Origin of the sequence: Hymenobacter sp. 102 (assembly GCF_049949205.1) — a bacterium.
Taxonomy (GTDB): Bacteria; Bacteroidota; Bacteroidia; order Cytophagales; family Hymenobacteraceae; genus Hymenobacter.
The window spans coordinates 3,478,990-3,495,971 of record NZ_CP188172.1 but is presented as its reverse complement, the minus strand read 5'-3'; the positions used below and the strand labels follow the sequence as shown (position 1 = coordinate 3,495,971).

General features: G+C 61.2%; 15 protein-coding genes. 4 read left to right on the top strand and 11 right to left on the bottom strand.

The features are described from left to right. Positions 1 to 20: 20 nt before the first annotated feature. The 5 genes from recO to ACN19L_RS14975 all read right to left on the bottom strand — a co-directional run bounded on the left by recO (position 21) and on the right by ACN19L_RS14975 (position 4,924). A complete protein-coding gene (recO, locus tag ACN19L_RS14995; RefSeq protein ID WP_426490295.1) occupies positions 21 to 746 on the bottom strand; it encodes a DNA repair protein RecO in 726 nt (241 codons plus the stop codon). 121 nt (positions 747 to 867) lie between these two features. Then, positions 868 to 3,216 carry a T9SS type A sorting domain-containing protein gene (locus ACN19L_RS14990; RefSeq protein ID WP_426490294.1) on the bottom strand — a complete coding sequence of 783 codons (2,349 nt, stop codon included), beginning with the start codon at positions 3,214 to 3,216 and terminating at the stop codon, positions 868 to 870. 162 nt (positions 3,217 to 3,378) lie between these two features. Next, positions 3,379 to 4,008 carry a thymidine kinase gene (locus ACN19L_RS14985; protein ID WP_426490293.1) on the bottom strand — a complete coding sequence of 210 codons (630 nt, stop codon included), beginning with the start codon at positions 4,006 to 4,008 and terminating at the stop codon, positions 3,379 to 3,381. 107 nt (positions 4,009 to 4,115) lie between these two features. Then, positions 4,116 to 4,298, bottom strand: a complete 183-nt coding sequence (locus tag ACN19L_RS14980; protein ID WP_426490292.1) for a hypothetical protein — start codon at positions 4,296 to 4,298, stop codon at positions 4,116 to 4,118. Positions 4,299 to 4,603: 305 nt separating this feature from the next. Beyond that, on the bottom strand, positions 4,604 to 4,924 hold the full coding sequence (locus tag ACN19L_RS14975) for a 2Fe-2S iron-sulfur cluster-binding protein (RefSeq protein WP_426490291.1): 321 nt from the start codon (positions 4,922 to 4,924) through the stop codon (positions 4,604 to 4,606). A gap of 35 nt (positions 4,925 to 4,959) precedes the next feature. On the opposite strand from ACN19L_RS14975, the gene ACN19L_RS14970 reads away from it, so the two are divergent. Further along, positions 4,960 to 6,168, top strand: coding sequence for a hypothetical protein (locus ACN19L_RS14970; protein WP_426490290.1), 1,209 nt, complete (start codon positions 4,960 to 4,962; stop codon positions 6,166 to 6,168). 83 nt (positions 6,169 to 6,251) lie between these two features. Beyond that, positions 6,252 to 7,304: a hypothetical protein gene (locus ACN19L_RS14965; protein ID WP_426490289.1), complete on the top strand. Its 1,053-nt coding sequence runs from the start codon at positions 6,252 to 6,254 to the stop codon at positions 7,302 to 7,304. A gap of 87 nt (positions 7,305 to 7,391) precedes the next feature. Here the strand turns inward: ACN19L_RS14965 and rodA are convergent, their stop codons facing one another. The 5 genes from rodA to ACN19L_RS14940 all read right to left on the bottom strand — a co-directional run bounded on the left by rodA (position 7,392) and on the right by ACN19L_RS14940 (position 13,304). Further along, a complete protein-coding gene (gene rodA, locus ACN19L_RS14960) occupies positions 7,392 to 8,690 on the bottom strand; it encodes a rod shape-determining protein RodA (protein WP_426490288.1) in 1,299 nt (432 codons plus the stop codon). A 123-nt stretch (positions 8,691 to 8,813) separates the two neighbouring features. Continuing rightward, entirely contained in the window at positions 8,814 to 10,652 is a 1,839-nt protein-coding gene (gene mrdA / locus ACN19L_RS14955) for a penicillin-binding protein 2 (protein WP_426490287.1), read from the bottom strand. A gap of 77 nt (positions 10,653 to 10,729) precedes the next feature. After that, on the bottom strand, positions 10,730 to 11,266 hold the full coding sequence (locus ACN19L_RS14950) for a hypothetical protein (protein ID WP_426490286.1): 537 nt from the start codon (positions 11,264 to 11,266) through the stop codon (positions 10,730 to 10,732). Beyond that, positions 11,263 to 12,189: a rod shape-determining protein MreC gene (mreC, locus tag ACN19L_RS14945; protein ID WP_426490285.1), complete on the bottom strand. Its 927-nt coding sequence runs from the start codon at positions 12,187 to 12,189 to the stop codon at positions 11,263 to 11,265. The genes ACN19L_RS14950 and mreC overlap by 4 nt, the downstream gene beginning before the upstream one ends. A gap of 89 nt (positions 12,190 to 12,278) precedes the next feature. Beyond that, complete coding sequence (locus tag ACN19L_RS14940; RefSeq protein WP_426490284.1) at positions 12,279 to 13,304, bottom strand: rod shape-determining protein; 1,026 nt, start codon at positions 13,302 to 13,304, stop codon at positions 12,279 to 12,281. 368 nt (positions 13,305 to 13,672) lie between these two features. On the opposite strand from ACN19L_RS14940, the gene ACN19L_RS14935 reads away from it, so the two are divergent. Further along, positions 13,673 to 13,993, top strand: coding sequence for a PKD domain-containing protein (locus ACN19L_RS14935; protein ID WP_426490283.1), 321 nt, complete (start codon positions 13,673 to 13,675; stop codon positions 13,991 to 13,993). Positions 13,994 to 14,091: 98 nt separating this feature from the next. On the opposite strand, the gene purH is transcribed toward ACN19L_RS14935, so the two are convergent. After that, on the bottom strand, positions 14,092 to 15,627 hold the full coding sequence (gene purH / locus ACN19L_RS14930) for a bifunctional phosphoribosylaminoimidazolecarboxamide formyltransferase/IMP cyclohydrolase (protein WP_426490282.1): 1,536 nt from the start codon (positions 15,625 to 15,627) through the stop codon (positions 14,092 to 14,094). Positions 15,628 to 15,787: 160 nt separating this feature from the next. On the opposite strand from purH, the gene ACN19L_RS14925 reads away from it, so the two are divergent. Further along, complete coding sequence (locus ACN19L_RS14925) at positions 15,788 to 16,951, top strand: acyl-CoA dehydrogenase family protein (protein ID WP_426490281.1); 1,164 nt, start codon at positions 15,788 to 15,790, stop codon at positions 16,949 to 16,951. Positions 16,952 to 16,982: the final 31 nt, after the last annotated feature.

Genomic DNA, 16,982 nt, shown 5'->3' with positions numbered 1-16,982 from the left:
CCAGAAACCACCTACTCCACCTATAGCTCCGCCAGTACCTCTGACAGCACGGCCAACGAACGAATGTCGCCGAGGTGCTCGACGTGGAGCTGGTAGTAGCGGATCAGCACATCGAGCAGTTCCCGGCGCACCCGCCCATTGGGAATGGCCGCCGCTGCGGGCTGATGCAGCAGCGCATCAAAGTGCTCCTCAAACTCCCGAAAACGTAGTGCCGCCGGGCCACGGCTGCCCACCGAAGGATTACCGCCTTCCGAGGCAAACGCTACCTGGGAGGTAATTTCCTCACCGGTTTCCGGCCCGAAGCCCAGGTAGTGACTGAGCTGCAGCAGAAACTCCAGGGCAAAGTTCTCGAAGCCCGCCTCCTGCTGATCAAAGCGGAGCATGGCATCGTGCAGGAACGTGAACAGCGGCTCGTTCTCCTCTTCCTCCTGCAATACCCGACCCACAATTTCGGATAAAAACAGCGCGACGCTGCTCTTACGCACATCGTAGGGCAGCGTCCGGAAAGGCTCGGAGCAGCGGTACTCCGACAGTCGGGTGAGGCCGCCATTGCGGGAGGTGTAGGCCACCAGATCAAGCAAAGTGAAGGGCTGGAACAGGGCAATGCGCCCGGGCGGCTTGGCCTTGCGGACGCCGTTTACGATATAGCTCTGCAGCCCCAGCCGCTCGGTGTACACGCGGGCAATGATGCTGGTTTCGCGGTAGCGCAGGTAACTCAGTACAATGCCCCGGGTTTTGATGAGCATACGGAATCGGGTAAGATGGAAAGGCTAGGCAACGGACCGGCCGTAGCTGCTGACAGCCGCCGGACCAGTGAACCTGCATAACAATGCGGGCAGGCTTTTAATTTTTACGGCCGCACTTTTCCTACCGTTCCACCACCGCTATTTTGCTCACGCAGCCGTTCTTGCCGTCCGCGTCCGACGACAGGACCAGGTACACGCCCGACTGCACCCGGCGGCCGTTGTAGTCCTGCAGGTTCCAGGTCACGGCTCCGCCGTTGGCCCGGGTCTGGTACACCAGCTTCCCCGTCACGTCGGTGATTTTGACGTAGCCATTGTTGGCCAGCCCGGTAATGCCCACCTGGCCCGAAAAATCGGTGCGTACGGGGTTCGGAAACACTTTGGCACAGCTGGGCTTGCCCTCGGTTACGGTGGCGTCGCCGCGGTAAGCAACGGTGCCGGCGTCGGTCACCACGAATACTTCCCCGGTTTTGTCGTTCACCTCCACGTCCACAATCTGGTTGGAAGGAAGCGGGCTGTTGGCGGTGGTGAAGTGGAGTAGGGCTTCGCTGGCATCGGCACTGAAGAGCCACAGGCCCCGGTCGGTACCAAACCACTTGCGGTTACCCCCATCCACGGCAATAGCCCGCACCCGCTCGTTGGACAGGGCCGGAAAGCCGGTACCGTCGCCGCGGCGCACATACGGCAAACTAAACTGCAGGTTCAGGCTGGGGGCGAAAGCACTGGCCGCATCGTTGAACACCACCGGGCCTTTATCCGTGGCCACCCAAATATTGCCGGTGCGGTCCTTCACAATATCGTAGGCCTCGCGCATACTCATGGTAGTGTTGTTGAAGCCCACTGCCTCCGTGAAGTAGCGCACTTCTTTGGTGGCAGGCTGGTAGGCTACCGTGCCCGTACCGCTGCGGCGGCTGCCGGTGACCCATACGGTGCCGGCATCATCTACCACCACACGCTCCAGGTTTTCACTACCGCTGAAATAGGCCTGCACCTGCCATACTCCGCTGGCAGGGTTGAACATATACAGGCCCGATTGACCCGCAATCTGGTGGCGGTTGAGCACCCATACGTTGCCCTCCGCATCAGTAGTCAGATCGGGCACGCGGGTGAAATTCAGGTCGGAAATAGCACTTTTCAGCGGATTAGGCTGATTGTTGGTAGGGTTGAACAACCGAAACTCGCCGGGGCCTTTCCATTCCAGCACCCCGTTGCCGTAGCTACCCACGTACAGCGTACCATCGGGTGTGCGCACGCCCCGCGACGGATCCTGCACATTGGGGTACTGGCTCGGGCTGGGTTGCGTGGCGGTATTGATGTTCGTCCAGCGGCCCTCGAAATACTCCGCAAACCCGCGGCGGAATCCTTGCTGCAAATAATTTTCGCCGTAGCCCCCGGTAAACAGGTTCACCTTGCCGGAACGAGCATCGGCCAGCACGCTGAATCCCTGGGCGTAGGCGGGCGCGTTGGTGATGAATTGCTCGGCCTGGCTGCCATCGGTGGTTTTCAGCAGTCCGTTGCCATAGTCGGCCAGGTAAAAGGATCCGTCGCGGCTACGCAGCGCGGCCTGGGGGTTCTGCAGCTGAGCGGGCCGAAGTACCCGGCTTACAACGCCGGTTGTCAGGTTCAGCAACGTCACCTGGCGATTATCGGTAATCAGCAGCCCCGCCCGTGAGGGCGTCAGCAGCCGATACGGCACACCGGCCGGAGCCCCGGCCACGGTTTGCCAGCCGCTGCCGGGCACGTACGTCACCAGCCGCTCGCCGTTGATGCCGGCCACCACCCGCCCGTCCTGCACGGCCAGCGTCCGGTACGGATTGTCGGGGCGGGCGGGCAGGTCGGTGGTCCAGTTACGGTAGTCGAGGGGGTTGGCACTGAGGCTGGTGCGCATCAGTCCGTTGGAGGTAGCCGCAAACAGGGTGCCGTTGGCCACGGCCGTAGCGTACACCTGCACCACCGCCCCCGCCGGCCCGATGTTGGTGTAGGAGTCCCGGATTTCGCGCCGGTCCATATCCACCACCACAATTCCAAAGCTGGTAGCCAGGTAAGCCCGGCGGGCGTTCAGATAAATGTGGTTGATGGTTTTGGTACCGCTGATTTCCTTGCGGGTAATGTCGTTGAGGTTGAGGATGGCCCCATCCCGCAGCCGCAGGATATCCAGGTTGGTGCTGCGGTACGCAATAAGCAGCTGCTGGCTCACCGAGTCGTAGGCCAGCGCACTCACGCCCACGTCATTCAGCCCATCCCGCCGGGAGAGCAGCTGGGTGGTATTCAGATTCTTATCAAAGTAGAAAAAGGCGTTTTCGGCGGCTACGTACACCCGGCTATCCACCTCAGCCAGAGCCCGGGCCTGGTTGGCAGGCAGGTGCAGCTGCCAGTCGCCGTACCCTACGGGGTCCTGGGCCGGAGCAGTGGCGGCAGATAGCAGGAAGGCCGCAAGGCAGGCTCCACGCAGCAGGCGTAGTACTGAAATCATGGGCAGCAGATGGCTCGTGACGGGAAAGTGGCAAGATAACGCCGCCGACCGGGCTTTAGTGCAACATGCGGCGGCACCCGGGGCCCATGATAGGGGCAGGCATCCGGCAGCCGGAGCCAGCTGGCGCGGCAGTAGTTGTTCTTTTCTACAGCTCGCCCCCACCTACGCGCCCCGCAGCACTTTCTCCGCGGCTGGCTCAGTGGTTTTTTCCTTCATGCCTTCCTGAAAGCACACCCGGCAGCGGGCTTCGTACGCGTCGGTTTCGCCCAGCAGAATTTTATCCTCGGAAGCCGTTACGCGGAAGGAGTAGGAGGCTAACTCGCCGCAGCACACGCAAATGGCGTGCACTTTGGTTACAAACTCGGCTACAGCCATCAGGGCAGGCATGGGCCCGAACGGCTGGCCCTGAAAGTCCATATCCAGCCCGGCCACGATGACGCGGGTGCCCCGGTTGGCCAGCTGCACGCACACTTCCACCAACGACTCATCAAAGAACTGGGCTTCGTCTACGCCCACCACGTCGCAGCCGGCGGCCAGCAGCAGCATCTCCTGGGCCACCGGTACCGGCGTGGAGCGGATACTGTTCTGGTTATGCGATACTACATCCTCAGCGTGGTAGCGGGTATCCAGCGCCGGCTTAAAGATTTCCACGTGCTGGCGGGCAATTTTGGCCCGGTTCAGCCGGCGGATCAACTCCTCCGTTTTACCCGAAAACATGGAGCCGCACACTACCTCAATCCAGCCCCGGCGTGCCACGCCGGAGCCCGTAATAACGCGGGGTTCGATGAACATAGACCAGGAGACGTTGCGGCGAAAAAAGCGGGTGAGTATCCTTCAAAGTACGGTGTTCAGGCGGTTCGCTCCAACCCCGTTTTGTGTATTCGGGCACCGCTATTTTTCTAGCCAGTTGATTGTGAGCTGGCTATCCGGACTACACGTTGCAATTCAAATTCATCGTCGTACGTCACCTCCACCATATCACCCGGTTGTATCCGCGTGTACAGGTCGGGCGCTACCGGTACCCGGTGCGTATCGTCGGGCGTAAATTCCAGCCAGTAGTTCTTCAACACGTACGATTTCATGCGCACCGGAAAACGTCCTACCCACTGATGCGTAGTGCGCGGAAGCTGGTATTCGCGCACCATATGCAAGTAAGCAACTATTGCAGTACCGAGCACCCAGACTAAAACAGTTGCGGGCAACGCTGCTTTGTACTCCTCCCAGGAAGCGAGGGCGGGGTGCCGACGCCGGATAAAGGGATGTAAGAGGCCCACCATGCCAAAAATCAAAGAAAACCCAATGGTTTTCAGGAGTTGTGCCGTCCAGGAAAAAGCAGGCCGGGTATAAGGCACCTGCTGGTACAAGTGCCGATGCTGGCGCGGGAGCCTCATAGGTACTGCACATGCGGGAGTTGGGTGGCCTGGGGTACGCGGGCCGTAACGAAGCCCTCAGACAGCCGGGCCTGGCAGGTGAGGCGCTCATCGGGCAGCAGGCGGCCAGCTTCCCGGTAACGCAACTCAGCGGCGGTAAGGGGCGTTAGGAGGTCGAATCCGCCGAGCACCTGCACCCGGCAGGTAGTGCAGCGCCCCCGGGCCCCGCAGGCGTGCAGCCAATCGTGGCCGGCAGCCTGAATGGCGGCCAGCAGCGTGGCGCCGGAGGGTGCCGTAATAGCACCGGAGGGCAGATTTTCAATCAGTAGAGTGGGCATCTTTCCCTAACTTGCCCGCTGGAAACAGGCTTTCAATGAAGACCCAATATAGTTACGCCAAGCGTGAACAATACGGCCGGCTGCTGGCCGCCCTGCTCTGCGACCAGTACTTCGGTGCCCGCCCTACTGCTACACTCGATGGCCCGGCGGTGCTGCGCTTCACACCCATCCGGCAGGTAAACCTGTTTGTGGTGCAGCAGCTACTGCATCAGTGGACGGAGGAAATGGCCCAGCTGCGCAGCCCGTACTTTGATTTCGAGGATGCCGATGTGCGTCAGGCTCTCACGCAGTTCATGAACGTCCTGTCACGCCGCATTAAAATCAGCCGGCCGGCTTTCGAGCCCCTACTGGCTACCGCCATTACGGACACGCTCACCGGCTGCCTCGACCCCACCGAAACCTTTGCCCGCAAGCTGCTCGGTGAGCAGAATGCCTGCACGCCCGAGAAGCTGCGGGAGGCCCTGCGTTACCTCGATTTCAACAAGCCGGTATTTGAAGCATTCCTGGGCACGCTGCCAGCCGGCCAGGAACAGGAGCGGGATTACCTTCTCAGCCGGTTCCGGCTGCATTGCGAGTCTAATCAGCCCCAGCTACACCCAGTAGCTGGCGTAGTAGATCAGTTCAACGCCCTGCTCCCGCTTACCGAAGCTGAACTTCACGAGGCCCGACCTGACGAGGAGCCGGCCCCGGCCGCCGCTCCCGCTCCGGAACCAGTTCCAGAACCAGCTCCGGAGCCGGCCGGCCCGGCACCCGCTCCGGAGTTGATTTCGGAAGAAGTAAGCCCCGCTTCCGCTGTCCCGGCGCCCACCCCGCTTCCGCCAGCGCAGCCAGCCGCCCCGGCGGAGCGGGCAGCGGCCCCGGTGCAGCCAGCACCGCCCGCTGCTGAGCCGGTAGCCGGCAGCGTGCCGCTGTACCAGAAGCTGAAAGCGGAACAAACGGCTGCCCCCAGCCTCAGCGAAACCCTCCGCCAGGATCGGGCCGCTACCCTGGCCGACAAAGCACCCCGGGTGGAGTCGTTGCGGGAGGCAATTTCCATTAACCAGCGGTTCAGCTTCATCAATGAGCTGTTCAACGGAGAGAATATGGAATACCACGCCGCCATTCAGCACCTCGATACGCTGCCCAGCGCCGAGCTGGCCCGGCGCTACGTGACGGAGGACCTGGCCGATAAATACCAGTGGGTGCGCAAGGATGAGCACGTGGCCAAGCTCGTCAAGCTTATCGACCGGAAGTTTAACGGGTAACCGACTCTGCATTCGTGATTCTCTGCCGCCGACTGCCCTCTTCGCAGTCGGCGGCGTTGCGTTTAGGCCCTACCTTGCAGCCTATGTCAACTGCTTTTTCGCTGCGCTGGCCCCGGTGGCTGGTGGTGTACGTGCTGGCACTGGGGCTGGTGGCCGGCCCGGCCTACACCATGTACGTGCACTATGATTACTCACACTCCCTGGATACCCGCAGCTACCTGAGCCTGGCGCGGGGCGAGTTTGAGGGGGTAAACATTACGCGGCGCTACCGGGTGCTGGTACCCGCCGTGGCCGCCGTAGCAGCCTGGCCGCTGGAACAGGCCTATGCCCGCATCTGGCCCCAGCGTGCTGCTTCTGAGTGGCCACTCCGGCTGGCTTTCTACGTGGTAAACTGCTTACTGATGGCCGGCGTGGGGCTGCTCCTGTTTCGGACGTGCCTGCTCTACGGGGCTGCTCCGGCGGCGGCGGCGTTGGCCGTAGCGGCCGTGCTGGTCAGCCGCTGGGCCGTGTACATGGCCGGCTTACCGCTGGTAGACAGCCTGTATATGCTGGTATTTGCGCTGGCATTTTATGGAGTCCGCAGCCACTCGGGGCCGGCAGTGGCAGTGGCCCTGCTGCTGGGCTTCCAGGCCAAGGAGTCGTTTGTTTTTTTGGTGCCCTGGCTGCTGCTCTACGGGCGGGCGGCTCTGAAGTGGCCCGCTCAGCTGGCGTGGCTGTTGGCCGGCGCGGCGGGGGCCCTGGCCCTTCGCTCCTGGATTGATGCCCGCCTCGGGGTACCAGCTACCGCCAGCGTGCACAATGCCCTGGCTCACATTGAGAACCTGGTGTACTCTTTACGGCGGCTGCTGTCAGTAAAGGGACTGGGCGAAATCTTCAGCATTTTTGGGTTTTTCAGCTTGGTGCTGCTGGCGGGGCTGCGCAGCGCGGCCAGCCGGCGGCAGTGGCTGCCGGCCTTGGGCTGGCCGGCTGGCTGGCTGATACTAATTGTAGCCATCCACATGCTGCTCTCCGGCGACTTGGGCCGGATGGGCTACCTGGCGGCTCCCGTGGCGGCCGTGGCCCTTGCCCGGCTCCTTACCTTCGACCCCTGGCTGAGCTGGCTAAGCGGGACGAAAGATCTTAGCCCCCACGAGTGAAGCACACCGGCTGAGTAAGGCAATGCACCCCCGCTCGGTGCGCGGAACGGGCAGGCCAATTGTTTATCCGCCCGTTGTTTATTCCTCCTAATACCGCTCCAGGTCCTGCTTGCGGTAGGCATCAATGGCCAGCAGAATGAACAGCAGCGTAGTAAACGACCAGAGGGAAGAGCCGCCGTAGCTGAAGAAGGGCAGCGGAATGCCCACCACCGGCGCCAGCCCAATCGTCATGCCGATGTTCACGCAGAAGTGGAAGAAGATGATGCTGGCCACGCAGTACCCGTACGTGCGCCCGAACACCGATTTCTGCCGCTCGGCCACGTACACGATGCGCGCCAGCAGCACCATAAACAGCACGATGGTAACCGTGGTACCCAGCCAGCCCCATTCCTCTCCTACCGTGCAGAAGATGAAATCGGTGCTCTGGGCCGGCACGAAGTCGAATTTGGTTTGCGTGCCCTGCAGGAATCCTTTACCCGCAAAACCGCCCGAGCCAATGGCAATTTTCGACTGCGTGACGTTCCAGCCCACGCCCAACGGGTCGGCGGAGGGGTTGATGAGTACTTCGATGCGCTTGCGCTGGTGAGGCTGCAGTACGTTGTTGAAGAAAAAATCCACGCCGAACACCATGCCAATCACCACCGCCCACACGCTCAGCGACAAGGGCAAATGGTGGCGCCAGAGCTTGGAGTTGAACGCAAACGCCCCCACCAGCATTGCGGTAAACGTTCCTACCAGCCACAGCTTGGGCACCAGCAGCGCCAGAATCAGGATAATGCCACCGGCAGCCAGAATTACCAGAATCAGCGGCGACATGCCTTCCCGAAAATACGCCAGCAGGAAAGCGGCAAACACCAGGGCCTGGCCCGTTTCGTTGGCGGCCAGGATGAGCAGCGGGGGCAGCAGCGTCAGGCCCGCCAGCACCAGCTGGTCGCGGAAGTTCTGTTGGCGCAGGTTGATGCTGGCCATGTAGCGTGAGGCCGCCAGCGCCGTTATAAACTTGGCAAACTCGGCCGGTTGCAGGCGCATCGGCCCCAGCTCCAGCCAAGAGCGGGAGCCCCCGATTGGCCGGGCAATAAACGGCGTGATAATCAGCAGCACAATCATGCCGCCGTAGAGCACGAAGGCGAAGGTATCGTAGGCTTTATAATTGATAACCAACAAGATTACAATGAGCACCACGGCCGTAGCCACCCACAGTATCTGTTTAAACCAGTCATAAGCCATGAGCTCCGAAAAGCCCAGGCTGCTCAACGGGTTAGCCGGGGCATCGGGCGAATAACTAGCTGCATACACGTTCAGCCAGCCCACTCCCACCATAAGTAGGTAGATGAGTACCGTTACCCAATCAATGCTGCGGCTATAACGGGCAGGAGAAGTTGACATAAAAGAGATAAAAGTGGCGCGTCATGCTGAGCGAAGCCGAAGCATCTCTACCGGAGGTAATCAAAAAAATTAGCCAGAGGTAGAGATGCTTCGGCTCCGCTCAGCATGACGTTCTCAAACAACTCAATGGTGTTTCACAAATCGTTCGGCGGGGCCGGGCAGCCACTCTTCCCAGCGGTGCCGCCAGGGGGCCACTTTGCCGCGCAGGTATTTTTCCATGACCAGCGAAGCCAGCGGAGCAGCCGAGCTGCCCCCGAATCCGGCGTTTTCGATGAACACGACAATGGCAATCTTGGGGTCTTCGGCCGGGGCAAAGGCGGCGAAGGTGGCGTGGTCGTCGCCGTGGGGATTTTGCACGGTACCGGTTTTGCCCGCCACCGAAATACCCACGTCGAGCAGACTGGCGGCGCTACCAGTGCCGCCGCGGCCATCCACCACGCCCTGCATACCCGGAATAATTTCCTCGAAATGAATAGGATCAACACCTACGGTGTGCTTTACCTGAAACTGCGGCAGCGGCCCACCCTGCCCGATGCCCTTCACAAAGTGCGGCGTATAGTACCAGCCCCGGTTGGCAATGGTAGCCATTACGTTGGCCATCTGCAGGCCCGTAATCCCTACCTCGCCCTGCCCAATGCTGAGTGAGTACACTGTGCGGAAGTTCCAGCGGTGGTAGCCGTTACGCTTGTCGTAGAAGTCAGATGACGGAATCAGGCCCTTTTTTTCCTGGCTCATATCTACGCCCAGCTTTTCCCCCAGCCCAAACTTCATCACCTGCCGCCGCCACTCGGCCAGGCCCAGGCGGGCATCTTCGAAGCGGTTGGTAGAGCGGCCCCGCATCACGGCGGTGCGCATCACCTGGTAGAAGTAGGGGTTGCAGCTGTTCTTGATGGCAATGCCCACGTTGCTGGGGTACTCGTGGCGGTGGGTGCAGCGCACCAGCTTCCAGTTGCACGGAAACGGGGTTTGCGGCGTTACCACGCCCATCTGCAGGGCCACCAGCTCGTTCACCAGCTTAAAGGTAGAGCCGGGCGGGTAGGTGGCCATCAGGGGCCGGTTGAACAGGGGCCGCTCGGGGTTATTCAGCAGCTCCATGTAGCGGTTGCCCATGCCCTTGCCCGACAGCGTGGCGGGGTCGAACATCGGGGCCGACACAAACACCAGGATTTCGCCGGTTTTAGGGTCGAGGGCTACCACCGAGCCCCGCTTGCCGGCCATCAGCTTCTCAGCGTATTCCTGCAGTTCCGAGTCGAGACTCAGGTGCAAATCCTGCCCGGCTACCGACAGCGTATCGAACTCGCCGCCCCGGAACGCGCCCTTCTCAATACCGCGCACGTTCACCATGCGGTACTGCACGCCGCGCCGGCCCATGAGCTTATCCTCGTAGTAGGATTCCAGCCCCGTAATGCCCAGAAACTCGCCGGGCTGGTACTTGGCAAACTTGGGCTTCTCCAGAAAGGCCGGCGTGATGGCCCCCACGTAGCCCAGGGCGTGAGCCATGCTGTGGGTGTTGTAGGAGCGCGCCATGCGGGCCTTCACGCTGAAGCCCGGAAAATCAATGAGGTTGTCCTGAATGGCGGCCAACTCGGGCGTGCTCAGGTTCTGCACCAGCGGGGAGGCTTTCACGCGGCTGAAGGCTTTGGCGGCCTTCAGGGCCTCGCGCACTTCCTCTACGGGCAATTGTAGCAGCTGGCAAAAACGGGTGGTATCCAGCTGCTTCACCTCGCGGGGCACCACCATCAGGTCGTACACCGGGGTGTTCTGCACCAGAATTTGGCCTTTGCGGTCGTAAATCAGCCCCCGATAGGGCGTCTGCACAATCCGCTGAAGCGTGTTGCGGTCGGCGGCCAGCTTGTAGCTGCCATCCAGCACCTGGATGTAGAAAAGGCGTGCCGCAAACACCAGCGCGACGGTCAGGAAGATTGCCTGAACTACGTACTTGCGGCCTTCAAGGTATTGCAAAGCGGAAAAGTCTGAAAAGAAATGAGTTCCGATGCTCTCATCGGAACTACAAAGATACTTCAGGAAGTGCTGAGCACCTACCGGCTCCGCCGCCGCGTGGGAAAGAACACCAACTGAATAATCAGCAGCGTGAGGCCAGTGTAGAGCGTGCTCACCACAATTTTGGCCAGCGTAATGCCCGGCACGCGGAAAGAACCCAGTTCGAGCAGAAAAAATGCCACGTGGTGCATAGTTACCAGCATGGCCAGGTACACCACCATCCATTGCCAGCCCATCTGATGAATGTTCACCGAATCCTGAGCGTCGTACCCGTCGCGGGGGGTGAGCAGGCGCAACACCCAAGGCCGCAGATACATGAGCAGCACAGCAGCGGCAGCGTGTACGCCGCCGGTATCAAATACGGTATCCAGGGTAATGCCCGTGAGAAAGCCCAGCAGCAGTTGCACCACCACGGGCGTGTTGATGGGCAGAAACAGCAGGAAACCCAGGTAAATCAGGCACCAGCCCAGGTTGAACAGCACGAAGTCGGTGCCGCTGATGAGCAGCACGTACAGGGCCAGGTACACGATGCCCTGGATGGCCTGCCACAGTATTTCCAGTACGCCGCCTCTCATGGTCGTTCCTCCGCTTCAGGTTTGATACCAGCGCGGGCTTCTACCGTATCCCGCTCGGCCTTAGGGCGGCTGGTTACCAGGTACACGTAGGTGAGGCGCGAGAAATCCACGGCCAGCCGCACCTGCACCGTCCAGAAGTTCTTGTCCGGCTCCTTCACAAACGACTCAATGGTGCCGATGCGCACTCCCTCGGGAAATACAGCGTTGTAGCCGGAGGTCACCACCGTATCGCCGCGCACCAGCTTGTTCTGGCGGGGCACATTATCGAGCAATACATGAGTAGGGTCGTCGCCCAGCCAGCGGATAGTGCCAATGGTACCGTCGCGCTGAATGCGGGCTGAAATGGCCGTTTTAGAGTGCAATACCGAGGTAATAGTAGTGTAGTGCTCCGAGGCTACCTTTACGCGGCCCACCACACCCTCGGCCGAAACGACCCCCATACCGGGCTTTATCCCGTTGACGGTGCCCACATTCAACGTCAGGTAATTATCTACCCGGCGCTGGGTGCTGCTCACCACCCGGGCCGGAATCAGCGGGTAATCCGGGTCGTGGGCGGCCAGTTGGCGCAGGCCCAGCAGCAGCGAATCGGGGCGGCCCAGCAAAGCCAGGCGGGCCTGCGTTACGCTGTCCTTGCTCACGGGCAGGGAATCGGCCTGGCGGCGGCTCAGGTCGGGGGGGTATAGCTGCTGGCGCAGGCGGGCATTTTCGTTCATCAGCTCCCGGTTCACATCAACCAGCCGGAAATACTCCTGCACCTGCGTGCGCCAATCCAGCACCTGTCCCACGTAGGCATTAGCTGAGTTGAAGAAGGCCGCCCGCTGGTAGGAGCTGTTGCGCACCAGCAGGTACAAGCTCACTACTTCCAGCATCGCAAATACCAGAATGCCCCGGTAGCGAAACAGAAAATTGAGCAGGTTATTCATGTGGGGAATTGTGAGTTATAAGTGATGAATGATGAGTTATGAATTGGCTGAAACCGGGTCATAACTCATCATTCATCACTCATAACTCCTTACGTCAGCAGGACGCTGCGGAAGGCCTGGATGTTTTTGATGGCGGCCCCGGTGCCGCGCACTACGGCGCGCAGCGGGTCCTCGGCAATGTGAATGGGCAGCTTGGTTTTAGCGGCCAGGCGCTTGTCCAGCCCGCGCAGCAAGGCGCCACCACCGGTCAGATGAATCCCGTTTTCGTAGATGTCGGCCGACAGCTCGGGCGGCGAAATCTCCAGGGCCTTCAGGACGGCTTCCTCAATCTTGGCTACCGACTTATCCAGGGCAATGGCGATTTCGGAGGAGGTTACTTTGATAACCTTCGGAATACCGGTCATCAGGTCGCGGCCGCGCACCTCGAAATCGGGCGGGGTCTGCTCCAGCTCGGTGAGGGCCGCGCCTACTTCAATCTTGATGCGCTCGGCAGAACGCTCGCCAATGAGCAGATTGTGCTGGCGGCGCATGTAGTCCAGAATATCCTGGTTGAATACGTCGCCGGCGGTTTTGATGCTCTGGTCGCACACGATACCCGACAGGGCAATTACCGCAATTTCGGTGGTACCCCCTCCGATGTCGATAATCATGGAGCCCACGGGCTGCTCTACGTCGATACCGATGCCAATGGCGGCGGCCATCGGCTCCTGAATCATCCACACCTCCTTGGCCCCGGCGTGTTCAGCCGAGTCACGCACGGCGCGCTTTTCTACCTCCGTAATGCCGCTCGGAATGCAGATAACCATGCGGTGGGAGGGCTGAAACAGGCGGGTGCGGGTATCAATCATCTTGATGAGCCCCTTAATCATCTCCTCCGCGGCATGGAAGTCGGCAATTACGCCGTCCTTCAGCGGGCGAATGGTTTTGATATTGTCGTGGGTCTTCTCGTGCATCTGCTGCGCCTGCCGACCCACGGCAATTACTTTATTGGTAGTGCGGTCTTTTGCAATGATGCTCGGCTCATCCACCACGATTTTATCGTTGTGAATGATGAGCGTGTTGGCCGTGCCCAGGTCAATGGCTATGTCGCTGGTCAGAAAATTGAAGAAACCCATCGAGTAACGGCAAGTGGATGAGAACGGGCTGGTTGCACCCGTTAAAAGTGGGGCAAAAGTAAGCAAGTTTCGGCGAAGCTGCAGCCTGAGTTTCTGCGCGCTGCCACGCCGTCGGCTGCTATAACGCTACTCAGTGCCGTATATGATATTTCTCACTCTTATTTAGTGTACAGCCAGTTGCCAGCTGCTCATAATGCCTCCAGTTTTATTTCTTAAATCATATTTCAACATTTTTAAACAACACGTCATCAACTGGTACTATATACTAATCAACCCACTCTATTCCCACTGACCATAGTGGAGATTATCTGGGGTTTGTCCAAAGAAAAAAGTTGGTAGCTTTACTGCTCACCATTTTTGATTTTTTCATGAAAGCTCATTTCCTCGCCTACGCCTTCGGATCTTTGGTCATCGGCCTGGGGCTGGCAAGCTGCGGCAAAAAACCCGAAGCCTGCTTCACCATTGAGAAAGGAATTCCCAGCTCCAAAGTCAATGAAACTGTGGAGGTGAATGCCGGCTGCAGCACGGAAGCCACCTCTTTTGTGTGGGAGTGGGGAGATGGCTCGAGCGACACGGGCATCAAGACCAACCATAAATACAACGCCGCCGGTACGTTCACCATTAAGCTTACGGCCAAAAACGACGATAACTCGGCCAGCACCACCAAACAGGTGGTTATTGTTCAGTAACGGCCAGAACTGCCTGCGGGCACCGTAAGCAAACAGCAACGGCCGGCTACCTTGGATTGGGTAGCCGGCCGTTGCTGTTTGCTTACGGTGCCCGCAGGTTAGTGCTTGAAGTGCCGTACCCCGGTGAGCACCATGGCCATGCCCAAACGGTTGCAGGCGTCGATGCTGTCCTGGTCCTTAATGGAGCCGCCGGGCTGCACCACGGCGCGGATGCCGGCTTCGCCGGCAATTTCCACGCAGTCGGGGAAGGGGAAGAAGGCATCGGAGGCCATAACGGCTCCTTGCAGGTCGAAGCCGAAGCTGCGGGCTTTTTCGATGGCCTGGCGCAGGGCATCCACGCGGGAGGTCTGGCCCACCCCCGAGGCGAGCAGCTGGCCGGCCCGGGCCAGCACGATGGTGTTGCTCTTGGTGTGCTTGCACACTTTCAGGGCAAACTCCAGGGCGGCTACCTCGTCGGCGGAGGGGGCCGACGAGGTCACGGTGCGGAAATCGGCGGCGCCTTCCACTACTTTATCAAAATCCTGCTCAATCACGCCGTTCAGCAGGGTTTTCACTTGCTTGGTGGGGAACTGCACTGGCTTTTGGCGCAGCAGGATGCGGTTTTTCTTGCTTTGCAGAATGGGCAGGGCATCCGCCTCAAACTCCGGGGCAATCAGCACCTCGAAGAACAGCTTGTTCAGCTCCTCGGCCGTGGCGGCATCCACTGGCTTGTTCACGATAATCACCCCACCAAACGCCGATACCGGGTCGCAGCTGAGGGCGTTGAGGTAGGCCTGGTGCAGGCTGTCGGCCTGGGCCACGCCGCAGGCGTTGGTGTGCTTGAGAATGGCGCAGGCGGCGGGGCCGTCGGCCTGAAACTCCTGCATCAGCAGCACGGCCGCGTCCACATCCACCAGGTTATTGTAGCTGAGCTGCTTGCCGTGGAGCTGGTCGAACAGGGCCGACAGGTCGCCGTAGAAAGTGCCGGCCTGGTGGGGGTTTTCGCCGTAGCGCAGCGGGGTGGCGGGCTTTTCGGAGAGCTTCAGGGCCGTGCCGCTCAGCTCGGTACCCTGGGCCATGTACCGGAAAATGTGGGTGTCGTAGTGCGAGGTGGCCTCGAAGGCGGCGGCAGCGTAGTGGCGGCGGTCCTCCAGGTCGGTGGCGCAGCCTTTGGCCCGCAGTAGCTCGGTTACGGCCGCGTACTGGTCGCGGGAGCTGACTACCAGCACGTCGCGGAAGTTTTTGGCCGCAGCCCGCAGCAGGGAGATACCGCCGATGTCAATCTTCTCGATAACATCCTGCTCGGGGGCACCCGAGGCCACGGTTTCCTCGAAGGGGTACAGGTCCACAATCACCAGGTCGATGGGCGGAATTTGGTGCTGCTCGGCTTCCTGCAGGTCGCCGGCTTCGTGACGGCGGTGGAGAATACCGCCGAATACGGTAGGGTGCAGGGTTTTGACGCGGCCCCCGAACACGGCCGGGAAGCCCGTGAGGCTTTCAACGGCGGTTACGGGTGCGCCCTGTTCCTCAATAAACTGCTGGGTGCCGCCGGTGGAGTAGATGGTTACGCCGTGCTCCTTCAGCAGTGCTACCAACGGTTCCAGACGGTCTTTGTAATACACGGAAACAAGGGCGGAGCGAATGGGCTGCGACATGGCAAACGGGGCTACGTGGAAAGTGTAATGCTGCGCGAAGGTAGGCACCACCCGCCGGGCCGTTGTTACGGAATTATTAACTGACGCGCTACCCGCCCAGGCAGCCCCGGCCCGCCGCCCGCCGTATAGCCGGCTGGCGTCCGTCCTTTTTCTCCTTGCTATGCCCCTGCCCTACCCCGCTCCGGTCCTCCCACTCCCTGCTACCCCGGCCACGGCCGAAACGGCTGCTGCTGCCCTGGCCCCGCGCCTCTTTGCCCAGGCTCCCGCCACCGATGTGGAAGGCCACTTCCCTACCCAGGAGTTCAGCTGGCTGCGCGCGGCCGGGCTGCTCACGGCCCCGCTGCCCGCGGCGCTGGGCGGCGCGGGCCTCCACGAGCCGGCGGCCACGCAGGCCCTGCTGAGCACGCTGCGCCACATTGGGCGGGGCAACCTGGCCGTGGGCCGCCTGTACGAGGGCCACGTGAATGCCCTGCAGCTGCTGCAGCGCTTTGGGCAGGCGGCGCAGGTGCGCCGCTGGGCCGACGACGCCCGGCAGGGGCATTTGTTTGGGGTGTGGAATACGCAGGCGCAGGACGGGGTTCACCTGGAGCCGCTGGGCGAAGGGCGCTACCGCCTGCACGGGCGCAAAACCTTTGCCTCCGGGGCCGGCTCCGTTACGCGCCCATTGCTCACGGCGGCGCGACCCGATGGGGGCTGGCAGATGCTGATTCTGCCCGCCGACGAGCAGGTGCCGCAGTACCAGCCCGAGTTCTGGCAGCCGCTGGGCATGCGGGCGTCGGCCAGCTTCGGAGTTGATTTTACTGGCCTCGAAGTAACCGACGACGACCTGCTGGGCCAGCCCGGCGACTACTACCGGCAGCCCTGGTTTAGCGGCGGGGCCATCCGGTTTGCGGCCGTGCAGCTGGGTGGGGCCGAAGCCGTGTTCGACGAAACCCGCCGTTTTTTGCAGCAGCTGGGCCGCACCGACGACCCTTACCAACGCCAGCGTCTGGGAGAAATGGGGCTGCTGGTGGCCAGCGGCCAGCACTGGCTGCGCGCTGCCGCCGACGTAGCCGCCCGCCCTTCCGCCGAACTCGACGCCGATACTACCGTGGCCCACGCCAACCTCGTGCGCTCGGCCCTGGAGGCCATCTGTTTGCAGGTGCTGCCACTGGCCGAGCGGTGCGTGGGCGCCCGGGGGCTGTTGCGGCCCGAGCCCTTTGAGCGCCTGCACCGCGACCTGACGCACTACCTGCGCCAGCCCGCCCCCGATGCCGCCCTGGCCGACGCCGGCCGCTACGTGCTGGAGCGCCCCGGGCCGGCCTGTCAATTGTGGGAAATGTAGCCGCTCCCGCCGGCGCTGCGTAGGAAGTACC

Bases quoted from the DNA above. Each gene is read 5' to 3' on its own strand.
- purH (WP_426490282.1), bottom strand. From the start codon at position 15,627: ATGTCGCAGCCCATTCGCTCCGCCCTTGTTTCCGTGTATTACAAAGAC.
- ACN19L_RS14990 (WP_426490294.1), bottom strand. From the start codon at position 3,216: ATGATTTCAGTACTACGCCTGCTGCGTGGAGCCTGCCTTGCGGCCTTC.
- ACN19L_RS14950 (WP_426490286.1), bottom strand. From the start codon at position 11,266: ATGAGAGGCGGCGTACTGGAAATACTGTGGCAGGCCATCCAGGGCATC.
- ACN19L_RS14940 (WP_426490284.1), bottom strand. From the start codon at position 13,304: ATGGGTTTCTTCAATTTTCTGACCAGCGACATAGCCATTGACCTGGGC.
- ACN19L_RS14935 (WP_426490283.1), top strand. From the start codon at position 13,673: ATGAAAGCTCATTTCCTCGCCTACGCCTTCGGATCTTTGGTCATCGGC.
- recO (WP_426490295.1), bottom strand. From the start codon at position 746: ATGCTCATCAAAACCCGGGGCATTGTACTGAGTTACCTGCGCTACCGC.
- rodA (WP_426490288.1), bottom strand. From the start codon at position 8,690: ATGTCAACTTCTCCTGCCCGTTATAGCCGCAGCATTGATTGGGTAACG.
- ACN19L_RS14925 (WP_426490281.1), top strand. From the start codon at position 15,788: ATGCCCCTGCCCTACCCCGCTCCGGTCCTCCCACTCCCTGCTACCCCG.
- ACN19L_RS14975 (WP_426490291.1), bottom strand. From the start codon at position 4,924: ATGCCCACTCTACTGATTGAAAATCTGCCCTCCGGTGCTATTACGGCA.
- ACN19L_RS14965 (WP_426490289.1), top strand. From the start codon at position 6,252: ATGTCAACTGCTTTTTCGCTGCGCTGGCCCCGGTGGCTGGTGGTGTAC.
- ACN19L_RS14985 (WP_426490293.1), bottom strand. From the start codon at position 4,008: ATGTTCATCGAACCCCGCGTTATTACGGGCTCCGGCGTGGCACGCCGG.
- ACN19L_RS14970 (WP_426490290.1), top strand. From the start codon at position 4,960: ATGAAGACCCAATATAGTTACGCCAAGCGTGAACAATACGGCCGGCTG.
- mreC (WP_426490285.1), bottom strand. From the start codon at position 12,189: ATGAATAACCTGCTCAATTTTCTGTTTCGCTACCGGGGCATTCTGGTA.
- ACN19L_RS14980 (WP_426490292.1), bottom strand. From the start codon at position 4,298: ATGAAATCGTACGTGTTGAAGAACTACTGGCTGGAATTTACGCCCGAC.